Genomic DNA, 12,299 nt, shown 5'->3' on the forward strand with positions numbered 1-12,299 from the left:
CTCATGGCTCACCCGTCAGGGGTACCACAGCGGCCGTTGGCTCGCTACACTGAGCCAGCGCTTGCGCGCGACTGACCAACTACAGAGAGAGGGATTGCCATGGCTTCAGCCAGTGTGGGAGATTGCCTGTCGGGTGCCTGGGGCACCTTCAAGAAAAACGTCCTCACCCACGTGGTGTGCACCTTGCTGGTGATGGTGGTCGCCGGCATCAGCGCCGGCCTGCTGGCCGGGCCCATGGTGGTGGGCTACATGCGCATGATCGAGCGCGAGACGCGCGGCGAAGCGGTGCAGATCGGCGACGTCTTTCGGGGCTTTGATGACTTTGTGCCCGCCTTTGTGGCGGGGCTCATCAGTTCGCTGGTGGTGTCGCTGGGCTTCATGCTGTGTTTCATCCCCGGCTTGCTGGTCATGGCGCTGCCCCCGGTGGCACTGTTCCTCGTAGCGCGCGGCGAGCGCGATGGCGTCGCGGCTTTCAGCCAGGCCTGGACCATCGTGACCAAGAACCTGGGCTCGGCGTTCTTCTGCTCGCTGGTGCTGGGCATTGTGGGCTCGCTGGGTTTCCTGCTGTGCTGGGTGGGTGCGCTGCTGACGCTGCCGCTGTCCACCATCGGCTCCTACTACATGGCACGGCAGCTGGTGGGCGATGAGCCTGTGGCCCTTCCTCCCCTCTGACCCCGGCCCCGCAGTGGTGCCGGTGGGCAGCCCACCCGCCTGGCAGCCGCTGAGCGGGGGCGATCGGCGGCAGCGGCTGGCGTTGGGCCTGGGCTGGCCGCTGGCCATGGCGGCCACGCCCTGGTGGCTGGGTCAGGGCGGGCTGGGTCTGGGTTGCGGGTTTCTTGCGCTGACGGGCATACCCTGCCCGCTGTGCGGCGGCACGCACGCGTGTGCGGCCCTGGTCCAGGGCGATTGGGCGGCCGCCTGGGCGGCCAACCCGGGTGCGCTGGTGTTGCTGCTGTGGCTGTCGCTGCTGGCGGGCCAGGCGGTGGTCGAAGGCGCTCAGGGCCGCCGCCGCGTGGCGCGCTGGCCCTGGTGGCACCCGGCAGTGTTTGTCGTGTTGGGCAGCGGGTTGGTGCTGTCCTGGCTCTCGCGCCTGGCCGGGCTGGTGTAGCCGCTCGTTGGGTCCTTGGGTCTTGGTACTTCCTCTTCGTGAGGCGACCGCCTTCTATGGCCGTCTGAGTGCCCTGCGCAGCCGGTGGCCCGCCAACGCCAGCGCCTGCACCACATCCATGCACCAGCATCCCCTTGGGTCAGGTTAGCGCAGCCCCGCGCATCGTTGCGGGGCAGACTGCCCCATGGTGCACAGCCTCCGTGCGCCAGGCTGGTGCATTGAGCTTGTATACCAGTTGGCACGGAACCTGCGATACCGCAGGCAATGACCACCGCCACCGAGATCAGCAACCGCATCATCGAAGCCGTGATGGCGCAAAAGCTCGCGCCCGGCTCGCGCCTCGGCGAGCAGCAGCTGGCCATGCTGTTCGACTGCAGCCGCACCATCGTGCGCGAGGCGCTCACGCGGCTGGCCACACGCGGCATCGTCACCGTGAGTGCCCGGCGCGGCTGGTATGTGATCGAGCCTTCGCAGGACGAAGCGCGCGAGGCCTTCGAGGCGCGCCGCGTGATCGAGCTGGGCCTGCTGCACCAGCTCAAGGTGGTGGACAAGGCGGCGCTGCGCCAGCTCAAAAGCCACCTGCAGCGCGAAAAAGCCGCGCTGGCCGGCACCGATGTGGGCATGCGCAGCTTTTTGCTGGGCGACTTCCATGTGTGCCTGGCCGAATGCCTGGGCAACAGCCTGCTGGCCGACACGCTGCGCGACTTCACGGCGCGCACCACGCTCATCGCCATGCTCTACCAGTCATCGCACGATGCGGCGCAGAGCTGTGCCGACCATGTGCGCATCGTCGAGGCGCTGGAGGCGGGCGACATTGCCGGCGCCGAGGCACTCATGTCCGAGCACATCGGCACCGTGCAGTCGGCCCTGCGTCTGCAGGCCAGCAGCGACCCGCTGGCCGGGCTGCGCGACGCGCTGGCACCAGTGAGCAAGAGCCCTGCACCAGCCACCCCACCAGCCCGCGCGCGCAAGTCCCGCGCCGCCAAGAGTTCCCCCTCCCCAGCGTCTGACCCAGACGCACCTGCCGACCCATCCACCTACCTAGGAGCCCTGCTATGACCACCGTCCGCACCGTCACCTCGTCCACCCGCCGCCTGACCCTGGGCGTGCTCGCCGCCACCGGCCTTGCAGCAGCGCTGATGGCGCCCGCCGCCCACGCGCAGAACGCGCTGGACAACATCCTCAAAGCCAAGGAAATCAAGATCGCCATCCCCACCGACTACCCGCCCTACGGCTTTGTGGGCACCGACCTCAAGCCCCAGGGCCTGGACGTGGAGATGGCCAACTACATCGGCGCCAAGCTGGGTGTGAAGGTCGAACTCATCCCCGTGACCAGCGCCAACCGCATCCCGTACCTGCAGACCCAGAAGGCCGACCTGGTGATCTCCACGCTGGGCAAGAACCCCGAGCGCGAGAAGGTGATCGACTTCACTGCCGCCTACGCACCGTTCTTCCAGGCCGTGTTTGCGAGCAAGAGCCTGAACATCAAGAGCTTTGCCGACCTGGCGGGCAAGACCGTGGCCGTGACGCGCGGCGCGATGGAAGACCAGGAGCTGGCCAAGGTCGCGCCCCCCGGTGTGGACGTGAAGCGCTTTGAAGACCACGCCGCCAGCATTGCGGCCTTTGTGTCGGGCCAGACGCAGGCCATTGCGACCAGTGCATCGACGGCGGGCACCATCATGGTCAAGAACCCCAACCTGCAGACCGAATACAAGCTGCTGCTCAAGGACAGCCCCAACTTCATCGGCGTGGCCAAAGGCGAAGACAAGCTGCGCCTGCGTGTGAACGAAATCATTGCCGAGGCCCGCAAGTCGGGCGACATCGACAAGCTGTCCAACAAGTGGCTGGGTCGTCCTGCGGGTGACCTGCCCCTGTGATGCGGCGCACAGGATGAATTGCTGAAACCCAAGGGCCTGCGGCGCGACAAGCGGCGCAGGGCACAAGCATGCTGATTGCGCTCGATTTTTCTGCCGTCTTCGCGTCGTGGCCGTTGCTGGTGCGTGGCGTGGTCTGGACCATAGCCCTCACCATCGTGGGCACCGTGCTGGGCCTGCTGCTGGGCACGGTCTGCGCCTGGGCGCGTGCACGCAACCTGGGCCACCGGCCCACTGCGTTGCGCTGGGCCGTGGCCAGCTATGTGGAGCTGGTGCGCAACACGCCTTTCATCGTGCAGCTGTTCTTCCTGTTCTTCGGCCTGCCTGCGCTGGGGCTCAAGCTCTCGCCCGAATTTGCATCGGTGCTGGCCATGGTGATCAACCTGGGCGCGTATTCCGCCGAGATCATCCGCGCAGGCACCGAGGCCACGCCACGCGGCCAGATCGAAGCCGCGCACAGTCTGGCGCTGACGCCGGGCCAGACCTTCCGGCGCGTGGTGCTGCCGCCCGCGCTGCAAAAGGTGTGGCCCGCCATGGTCAGCCAGATCATCATCGTGATGCTGGGCTCGGCCGTGTGCGGGCAGATCTCCACGCCCGAGCTGAGCTACGCCGCCAACCTCATCTCCAGCAACACCTTCCGCGCTTTCGAGGCCTTCATCCTGGCCACTGCCGTGTACCTGGTGCTGTCCATGCTCACCCGCCGCCTGCTGATGTGGGTGGGCGCCCGATTCTTGGTGGGGAGGTAAATCGAGATGGTTGATTTTTCCCTGTGGGACATCCTGCGCAACCTGCTGCTGGCAGCGCGCTGGACGGTGTCCCTGTCCCTCATCGCCTTCGTCGGTGGTGGCCTGGTAGGCCTGGTGCTGCTGGTGCTGCGCCTGTCCAAGGTCCGGGGCGTGGACCGCGCCGTGGGCGCTTATGTGCAGGTGTTCCAGGGCACGCCGCTGCTGATGCAGCTGTTCCTGGCCTACTTCGGCATTGCGCTGTTCGGTATCAAGACCTCGCCGTGGACGGCCGCTGCGGTGGCGCTCACGCTCTACACCAGTGCCTACCTCACAGAGATCTGGCGCGGCTGTGTGGCCTCCATCCCCAAGGGGCAGTGGGAGGCGGCGCAGAGCCTGGCGCTCAACTTCGGCGAACAGCTGCGCCATGTGGTGCTGCCGCAGGCGCTGCGCATCGCAGTGCCGCCCACGGTGGGCTTTCTGGTGCAGGTGATCAAGGGCACGGCGCTGGCTTCGGTCATCGGCTTTGTGGAGCTGACCAAGGCGGGCAGCATGATCTCCAACGCCACCTACAAGCCCTTCCTCGTCTACGCCTGCGTAGCGCTGCTGTATTTTGTTTTGTGCTTCCCGGTGAGCCTGGTGGCGCAGTCCCTTGAAAGGAAACTCCATGGCCATCGCCGCTGAAGCCTCCGCAACCAAACCCACCCCTGCGCACGACGGCATCGTGGTGGGTGAGCCGCCCATTGTGGACATCACTGCGCTGCGCAAGTCCTATGGCAGCAATGAAGTGCTCAAGGGCATCGACCTGAAAGTGCAGCGCGGCGAGGTCATCGCCATCATCGGCAAGAGTGGCTCGGGCAAGAGCACGTTGCTGCGCTGCGTGAATGGGCTGGAGGAGTTCCAGGAAGGCGCCCTCAGCGTCAACGGCCAGAAGCTGCTGCACGACAGCCCTGCCGCCATGCGCGCGCTGCGCCAGCAGGTGGGCATGATCTTCCAGAGCTTCAATCTGTTTCCGCACCTCTCTGTGGGCCGCAACATCATGCTGGCGCCCACGCTGGTGAAGGCGCGCGATGCCAAGGCGGCCGAGGCGCAGGCGCGTCAGCTTTTGGCGCGCGTGGGGTTGGCCGAAAAGTTTGACGCCATGCCCGACCAGCTCTCGGGCGGGCAGCAACAGCGCGTGGCCATTGCTCGCGCACTGGCCATGGAGCCGCAGGTGCTCCTGTGCGACGAGATCACCTCGGCGCTGGACCCTGAACTGGTGGGTGAGGTGCTGCGCGTGGTCGAATCGCTGGCGCAAGAAGGCATGACGCTGATGATGGTCACGCACGAGATGGCGTTCGCCCGCAAGGTGAGCGACCGTGTGATCTTCATGCACCAAGGGCGGGTGCATGAGCAGGGCACGCCTGCCCAGCTGTTTGGAAGTCCGCAGACGCCTGAGCTGCAGCAGTTTTTGTCATCGTTGCACGACTGAAATTCATTCGCCGCTGCTCGTACGCACAAAGGCCTGCCCACGCCCTGGAGTTCCAGCGCGGGCAGGCTTTGCGGCTTGGTAGTTGCGCCTACCCCGGCCTCTGGCTCAGGGCAGTTAACCGGTGGGCAGGGTCAGGACTGCACCCCCTTGTCGAACTCGGCGCGGGACAGAGATCCGTTCCTGTCGGTATCGAGTTCCTTGAAACGTTGGCTGATGGCGGGCAGCGAGGCTGCCTCTTGCGCGCTCAGCTGACCGTCCTTGTTGGTGTCGGCCTTGTCAAATGCGGCGGCCGCTGCGGTGGAGACGCCGCCACTGCTGGGCCCCACAGAAAAAGGCGAGCCTGACTGTGCGGTGCTCTTGCTTGCGGGGCCAAATTGGGGAGGAGAGGAAGAGGAGGACGTCTGTGCCTGCAAGGCACCCACACCACCCAGAGAGAGGGCGGCGAAGAGCATCACGCTGCGTGTGTCGAACGAGTAGTGGCGTCGTTGCAGTGCTTTCATGGTGAGCCTGGCTCCTTTGAAGTTGAACAGGCTTGCATTGCACCGCAGCAAAGCGTGCCGCGCCAGCACTCTTGCCTGCTGTTGCCTCACTCTACATTTGCCAGCGCGGTGTAACGCGGCACGCCTGTTGTGTGTAGATGTCCGCACAGTTTGTAGCCAGACGCAAGCGTCCCCTGGTGCGCATTCACACCCCACCTGCTCAAGCGCTTGGCCTGACCTGCAAGCCCGTGAACGTCCTACAAGCGGGGTCGGGGCGCGGCAAAACAATGCATCCAAGCATTTCGCTTGATCGCACGTTTTTCCGAAGGAGTTCTCCATGCAAAAGCAAACCGTCTTCGCCGCTCTGGCCGCACTGGCATGCACCGCTGCGCTGGCCCAGGCCCCCGCCAACAGCAATGCGCGCCCTCCGTCCGAGGTGAACCCTTCTGCATCCGGTGGTGCGGCGGCGTCCAAGGCACAAAACAAGGTGGACACGCGCAGCGCCAACAGCAGCGCCATGCCTGCCAACCCCGCAGCTGGCGACGGACGTGCGGCTCCGGTGGCCGAGATCAACCCCAGCGCTTCAGGCGGCAAGGCCGCAGCCAAGGCCGATGCACGCGTCAATGCGCGCCTGATGGACACCAACGGCGACGGCATGGTGTCGCGCCAGGAGTGGGACACCTACCACGCACATGCATGGGACACCATGAAGCCCACCAACGCTGGCGTATCCACAGCAGACATCGACAAGCTCAACCGCGCCCCCGCTGCGCATTGATCTCGCCGTACGCAGCGCCTTCATAGCGCTGCGCCGTCGCCCTGTGGCGCACCATGTTGTGTGCCACAGGGCGTGGGTTCGCGTAGCGGGCATGCTGCGTGTGGTGGGCAGTCTGTGCTCAGGGCGCAGTGCGTAGGGGATTGGAGGCGAAACGCTTGCACCCGCGTGGCAGTGGCGGAGAATCCGGGGCAGATTCACTGCGGTGGCTTGTGCCGCGCAGAAGCTGGCATCCATCCTCCCGTTTCCTCATCAAGGCACCCCATGGGCAACCGACTCACAGAAATCGCAACCCGTACCGGCGACGCAGGCACCACCGGCCTGGGCAACAACCAGCGTGTCTCCAAGAACAGCTTGCGCATTCACGCCATGGGGGATGTCGATGAACTCAACTCGCACATCGGCCTGTTGCTGTGCGAGCCGCTGCCCGATGAAGTCCGCACCTTGCTGGTCGAGGTGCAGCACCAGTTGTTCAACCTGGGAGGCGAGCTGTCGATCCCGGGCTTCGAGCTGCTCAAGGCCGACGCCGTCTTGGCATTGGACGAAGCCCTGGCCCACCACAACGCCGCGCTGCCGCGCCTGCAGGAGTTCATCCTGCCCGCGGGCACCCGCGCTGCGTCACAGGCCCACGTGTGCCGGACCGTGGCCCGCCGCGCCGAACGCGCCGTGGTCGCCCTGGGCAACGAAGAGGCGCTGAACGACGCGCCGCGCCAGTACCTCAACCGCCTCTCCGACCTGATGTTCGTGCTCGCCCGCGTGCTCAACCGCATGGATGGCGGTGATGACGTGTACTGGAAAAGCGAGCGCCTGGCCCAGCAAAACGCTACAAAATAGATAGCTACCAGCGCATATTCTTCTAGCGCTTGGGGCCGATTTCATCAAAAAACACCTCCAGCTTTTGCCACGGGCGCGTTGCCAGACCAGGACCGCCGCGCAAGGGCCGCCCCGCCGCGCTGGCGGTGTCCCCTTTCCCGGAGCGCGCTAGCGATGCGAGAGAAGGGGAAAGCGGCGAAGCCGCTCAGGGGGATGACCCCTAACGTGGAGCAAGGATCGCCATGGTGAGGCGCGACACACAGGTCAGCTCACCCGCTTCATTGTGCAGATCGATGTGCCACACGTGTGTGGTACGGCCGATGTGCACCGGCTTCGCCGTGCCGGTCACCCAGCCGCTGGTGGCGGAGCGCAGGTGGTTGGCGTTGATGTCCAGGCCCACGGCGCGGTAGCCCTCGGGCAGGGCGTAGTAGGCGCCGGTGGAGCCCATGGACTCGGCCAGCACCACGCTGACGCCGCCGTGCAGCAGGCCAAAAGGCTGAATGGTGCGGTGGTCTACCGGCACCCGGGCGCGCAGAAAGTCGTCACCCACCTCGACAAATTCGATGCCCAGGTGCTCTACGGCGGTGTTGCGGTTGGCGGCCTTCAGCAGGGCCAGGTCGATAGGTTTCTTCCAGATGGGCATGGTGGTCACGGGCAGGGCCAAGTCAGTGCAAGCCGCTGATTGTGCCAATGCCCGTCGCCACGCCCTGTGCCGCACGCGCCTGGCCTCAGCCCACAAACTTCCCGTTGGCGCCCATCACCCCCAGGTCCAGAAAGCGCGAGCCCACATACGGCGCGCCACTGGCGTAGTCGATGGACAGGCCGCCCAGGTCGTTGCTGCGAATGCCAGCCAGCGCATTGCGCAGCTTGGCACGGGTCAGCTCGCGGCCCGCGCGCTCCAGGCCCTCGGCCAGCACGCGGGCGTTCACATAGCCTTCAAAGCTGCGGGCCGAGAACTCCTGGTAGCCCAGCGCGCGCATGGCCTTCTGGTAGTCGCGCACCACGGCATAGCTGGTGCGGGCCGCGTCGGGCAGCACCATGGACAGTGCAATGCCCGAGGCCTTGCCACCCAGCTGGCGCAGGTTGTCGCCCGACAGCGCCACGCTGGTGGCGGCCAGTGGCGTGCTGGGCGACACTTTCTTGAACTCGTTGACCAGCGTGGCGGTGATGTCGCCCGCCGTGCCCAGCAGCACGGCATTGGGCTTGGCGGCCACGGCCTTGCCCACCACGTCAGCCACCTGGGCGCCTTGGGCGTCGAGCTTGAAGGCCTTGGGCGCGGGCTGCTTGGCGGCGGCCATGGCCTTGGTCACGTCGGCCAGAAACTCGCGGCCAAAGGCGGTGTCCTGGTAGACGATGGCCAGGTCGGTGATGCCCATGGCCACCAGTTTTTGCGTGAGGCGCTGGGCCTCGTCGGTGTAGCTGGCGCGCACGTGGAACACCGAGCGGTATTCGGCCTTGCGCAGCGAGGTGGCGCCGCTCTGGGGGGCCACGTAGGGGATCTGGGCCTCGTCCACCAGCGGCAGGATGCGCTGGTTGTTGGCCGTGCCCATGCAGGAGATCAGCGACACCACGTTGGCATCGGCAATCAGCTTGCGCACGTTGTCTTCGGAGCGCGCGGCGTCATAGCCGTCGTCTATAGCCAGCAGCTTGATCTCGCGGCCGTGGATGCCCTTGGTGTTGGCCTGGGCAAAACCTGCGTCCAGCCCCTGCTTGAGTTCCTTGCCCAGGCTGGCCAATGCACCAGTGGTGCCCAGCGAGCAGCCAATGGTCACGCTCTTGGCGTCCATGGGGTCTTGCACGCCCACGGCGCGCGACGAGGGGGCAAGCAGCAGGCCGGTGCTGGCGGCCACGAGGGATTGGGTGAACTGACGGCGTTGCATGGTCAAAAAAATCGCAGACAAAATGCCACCAGCCCCGCATGGGGGCTGGTGGGGGTGGACAGGGGGGAGGTCGAAAGACCTAGGGTTAACCCTGATTTTATCTGCGCAGGCTGGCAATTGGCTGTCAAAGGCTCCGGCAGGGCCTGGGGCGCGCGCCGCGTCCCCTTGTGCCGAATTTGCCCTTTGTGGCCCTTGCGCCCTTATGCCGCGCTCGCCGGGCCCGCTGGCGCGCGCATGCTGCCCGTCTCCACATACCGCTGGTGCCACGACAAGGCCTCGTTCAGCAGGTGCGGCGTGTGCTGGCCCACGGCGCCCCGTTTGGCGCGGGCCACATAGTCGTGCAGGGCGGGGCGGAAGTCTGGGTGTGCGCAGCGGTCGATGATGATCTCAGCGCGCTGCGAGGGCGAGTGCCCGCGCAGGTCGGCCAAGCCTTGCTCGGTGACGAGGATCTGCACATCGTGCTCGGTGTGGTCCACATGCGAAGCCATGGGAACGATGCACGAGATGCTGCCGTTCTTGGCCAGCGAGGGCGTCATGAAGATCGACAAGTAGGCATTGCGCGCAAAGTCACCCGAGCCGCCGATGCCGTTCATGATGGCCGACCCCATCACATGCGTGGAGTTCACGTTGCCGTAAATGTCGGCCTCGATCATCCCGTTCATCGCAATCAGGCCCATGCGGCGGATCAGCTCGGGGTGGTTGCTGATCTCCTGCGGGCGCAAAACGATGCGCTGCTTGTAGAACTCGATGCGGTCGTTGAAGTCCTGCATCGCTGCGGGGCTCAGCGACAGCGCCGTGGCCGAGGCGCTGGCCAGCTTGCCTGAGCGCAGCATGTCCAGCATGCCGTCCTGCAGCACCTCGGTGTAGGCCGTGAGGTTCTCGAACGGGCCGTTGTTCAGCCCCGCCAGCACCGCGTTGGCGATGTTGCCCACGCCTGACTGCAGCGGCAGCAGGTCTTTGGGCAGGCGGCCCTTCTTCACCTCGTGCTGCAAGAACTCGATGATGTGGCCCGCGATGCGGTTGGAGGTGTCATCGGGCGCCGCATACACGCTGTTGCGGTCGGGCTGGTTGGTCATCACCACCGCAATCACCTTGTTCGGGTCGCAGCGCAGGTAGGGCTCGCCAATGCGCTCGTCGGGCCGTGTCATGGGAATGGGCTTGCGGTGCGGGGGGCGATCGGTGCCGTAGTAGATGTCGTGCATGCCCTCCAGCTGCGGGTTGTGCCAGGCATTCACTTCCAGGATGACCTTGTCGGCCTGGTCCAGCCAGGTCTTGTTGTTGCCTACCGAGGATGACGGGATCAGTCGCCCGTCGGGCAACACGCCCGCCACCTCGACCACCGCCACATCCAGCTTGCCCAGAAAACCAAACCACACAAACTGCGCCACGTGCGACAGGTGGATGTCCACATACTGCATCTGCCCCGCATTGATCTGGCGGCGCACCGTGGGGTCGGACTGGTAGGGCAGGCGCATCTCGATGCCGTCCACCTGGGCGAGCGCACCGTCCAGCTCAGGCGCGGTGCTGGCGCCCGTCCACAGCCCGATCTTGAAGCCATGGCCCTGCGCGTTCAGGCTTTCGATGCGGCGCGCCAGCGCGCCGGGCACGGCCTTGGGGTAGCCCGCGCCGGTGAATCCGCTCATGCCCACATGGGCACCGGCAGGGATCAGGGCGGCCGCCTCATCGGCGGTCATGGTGCGGGAGAGAAAGTCGGGGTACAGCACCCGATCGGCCAGGGACATGAACAAACTCCGCAAAAAGAAAAAGGCCACCCGCCCGGTGAGCGGATGGCCCTGTGGACAAAACCCAGGATGCTAGCCTTCGTTCCTTACAAATTAAGGGTTAACCCTTACAAATGCGGTTCAGCCTGGCCACATCCACAGATTACGCCGCTTTGCGGTTGAGCAGCGCGTACAGCAGGATTGCCCCGAACGTGGCGGTGCCGATGCCGCCCAGCGCAAACTGGCCGAACTTGAGCGTGAAGTCGCCCGTGCCCAGGATGAGGGTGATGGCCGCCACGATGAGGTTCTTGTTCTGCGAAAAGTCCACCTTGTTGTCCACCCAGATCTTGGCGCCGGCCACCGCGATCAGGCCAAACACCACGATGGACACGCCACCCATCACCGGCAGCGGAATGGTCTGGATCAGCGCGCCGAACTTGGGGGAAAAGCCCAGCACCAGCGCAAACACACCCGCCAGCAGGAACACAGCGGTGGAATAGATCTTGGTCGCCGCCATCACGCCGATGTTTTCTGCATAGGTGGTCACGCCCGTGCCGCCCGCGCTGCCGCTGACCATGGTGGCAATGCCGTCGCCGATGAATGCGCGGCCCATGTAGCGGTCCAGGTTCTGGCCGGTCATGGCCGTCACGGCCTTCACATGGCCCAGGTTCTCGGCCACCAGGATGATGGCCACGGGCGCGATCAGCAACATGGCATTGCCGCTGAACTGCGGGGCTGCAAAGTTCGGCAAACCAAACCACGCAGCGTTGGCCAGTGCGGTCAGGTCCATGGGCTTGCCCAGGCCCAGGCCGTTGGACAGTACCGCATAGATGATGCTGGCCACGATCAGCCCCACCAGGATCAACAGGCGCTGCACCATGCCGCGCGTGAGCACGGCCACCAGGCCCACGCTCACAAAGGTCACCACCTGCATCCAGCTGTCAAAGTTGCTGGCCGCCATGTTCTTGATGGGAATGCCCGCGAGGTTCAGCCCGATCACCGCCACCACCGAGCCGGTGACCACGGGCGGCATGAAGCGCTCGATCCAGCCCGTGCCGATGGCCTGCACCAGCACGCCGATGAGGGTGTAGACCAGGCCACACGCAATGATGCCGCCCAGCGCTACGCCGATGTTGGCATTGGCCCCTTGGCCCGCATAGCCCGTGGCCGCAATCACCACGCCAATGAACGCAAAGCTGGAGCCCAGGTAGCTGGGCACCTTGCCGCCGGTGACGAGGAAGAAGATCAGCGTGCCGATGCCGCTCATCAGGATGGCCACGTTCGGGTCAAAGCCCATCAGGATGGGCGCCAGCACCGTGGCGCCAAACATCGCAATCACGTGCTGCACGCCCATCACCGCCGTCTGCGGCCAGGGCAGCCGCTCGTCCGGCGCGATCACGCCGCCTTGTTGCAACACATCAGCGCTTTTCACACGCCAGTTCATGAATCCCATGTG

Annotated in this window: 14 protein-coding genes; 9 read left to right on the forward strand and 5 right to left on the reverse strand. The window is 65.6% G+C overall.

Going from position 1 to position 12,299, the window contains the following annotated elements:
* Window positions 1-99: 99 nt before the first annotated feature.
* The 7 genes from C8C95_RS10180 to C8C95_RS10210 all read left to right on the forward strand — a co-directional run bounded on the left by C8C95_RS10180 (window position 100) and on the right by C8C95_RS10210 (window position 5,175).
* A complete protein-coding gene (locus C8C95_RS10180; protein ID WP_116748512.1) occupies window positions 100-672 on the forward strand; it encodes a hypothetical protein in 573 nt (190 codons plus the stop codon).
* Window positions 644-1,108 carry a DUF2752 domain-containing protein gene (locus C8C95_RS10185; protein WP_116748513.1) on the forward strand — a complete coding sequence of 155 codons (465 nt, stop codon included), beginning with the start codon at window positions 644-646 and terminating at the stop codon, window positions 1,106-1,108. Before C8C95_RS10180 ends, C8C95_RS10185 begins: the two co-directional genes overlap by 29 nt.
* 264 nt (window positions 1,109-1,372) lie before the next feature.
* Entirely contained in the window at window positions 1,373-2,167 is a 795-nt protein-coding gene (locus C8C95_RS10190; RefSeq protein WP_116748514.1) for a GntR family transcriptional regulator, read from the forward strand.
* The gene (locus C8C95_RS10195) at window positions 2,164-2,985 is read left to right on the forward strand and encodes a transporter substrate-binding domain-containing protein (RefSeq protein WP_116748515.1); all 822 of its coding nucleotides are present in this window, start codon (window positions 2,164-2,166) and stop codon (window positions 2,983-2,985) included. The genes C8C95_RS10190 and C8C95_RS10195 overlap by 4 nt, the downstream gene beginning before the upstream one ends.
* Window positions 2,986-3,053: 68 nt before the next feature.
* Window positions 3,054-3,728 (forward strand): amino acid ABC transporter permease, encoded by a 675-nt coding sequence (locus tag C8C95_RS10200; RefSeq protein WP_116748516.1) that lies wholly within the window; start codon window positions 3,054-3,056, stop codon window positions 3,726-3,728.
* 6 nt (window positions 3,729-3,734) lie between these two features.
* Window positions 3,735-4,388, forward strand: coding sequence for an amino acid ABC transporter permease (locus C8C95_RS10205; protein WP_116748517.1), 654 nt, complete (start codon window positions 3,735-3,737; stop codon window positions 4,386-4,388).
* Complete coding sequence (locus C8C95_RS10210) at window positions 4,372-5,175, forward strand: amino acid ABC transporter ATP-binding protein (RefSeq protein WP_056057037.1); 804 nt, start codon at window positions 4,372-4,374, stop codon at window positions 5,173-5,175. The genes C8C95_RS10205 and C8C95_RS10210 overlap by 17 nt, the downstream gene beginning before the upstream one ends.
* A 131-nt stretch (window positions 5,176-5,306) precedes the next feature.
* On the opposite strand, the gene C8C95_RS10215 is transcribed toward C8C95_RS10210, so the two are convergent.
* Window positions 5,307-5,675: an EF-hand domain-containing protein gene (locus tag C8C95_RS10215; RefSeq protein ID WP_116750230.1), complete on the reverse strand. Its 369-nt coding sequence runs from the start codon at window positions 5,673-5,675 to the stop codon at window positions 5,307-5,309.
* Window positions 5,676-5,991: 316 nt separating this feature from the next.
* Between C8C95_RS10215 and C8C95_RS10220 the strand changes: the two genes are divergently transcribed.
* Window positions 5,992-6,432, forward strand: a complete 441-nt coding sequence (locus C8C95_RS10220) for a hypothetical protein (protein WP_056057040.1) — start codon at window positions 5,992-5,994, stop codon at window positions 6,430-6,432.
* A 261-nt stretch (window positions 6,433-6,693) separates the two neighbouring features.
* Window positions 6,694-7,263, forward strand: a complete 570-nt coding sequence (locus tag C8C95_RS10225; RefSeq protein WP_056057043.1) for a cob(I)yrinic acid a,c-diamide adenosyltransferase — start codon at window positions 6,694-6,696, stop codon at window positions 7,261-7,263.
* Window positions 7,264-7,462: 199 nt separating this feature from the next.
* On the opposite strand, the gene C8C95_RS10230 is transcribed toward C8C95_RS10225, so the two are convergent.
* From C8C95_RS10230 to C8C95_RS10245, 4 genes are all read right to left on the reverse strand, one after another.
* Window positions 7,463-7,885, reverse strand: a complete 423-nt coding sequence (locus C8C95_RS10230) for a hotdog fold thioesterase (protein WP_015011965.1) — start codon at window positions 7,883-7,885, stop codon at window positions 7,463-7,465.
* Between the two features lie 85 nt (window positions 7,886-7,970).
* A complete protein-coding gene (locus tag C8C95_RS10235; RefSeq protein ID WP_116750231.1) occupies window positions 7,971-9,122 on the reverse strand; it encodes an ABC transporter substrate-binding protein in 1,152 nt (383 codons plus the stop codon).
* A 200-nt stretch (window positions 9,123-9,322) separates the two neighbouring features.
* The gene (locus C8C95_RS10240; RefSeq protein ID WP_116748518.1) at window positions 9,323-10,864 is read right to left on the reverse strand and encodes an acetyl-CoA hydrolase/transferase family protein; all 1,542 of its coding nucleotides are present in this window, start codon (window positions 10,862-10,864) and stop codon (window positions 9,323-9,325) included.
* 142 nt (window positions 10,865-11,006) lie between these two features.
* The gene (locus C8C95_RS10245; protein ID WP_116748519.1) at window positions 11,007-12,296 is read right to left on the reverse strand and encodes a solute carrier family 23 protein; all 1,290 of its coding nucleotides are present in this window, start codon (window positions 12,294-12,296) and stop codon (window positions 11,007-11,009) included.
* Window positions 12,297-12,299 lie beyond the last annotated feature (3 nt).

It is taken from the genome of Acidovorax sp. 99 (assembly GCF_003096455.1).
Lineage (GTDB): Bacteria > Pseudomonadota > Gammaproteobacteria > Burkholderiales > Burkholderiaceae_C > Acidovorax > Acidovorax delafieldii.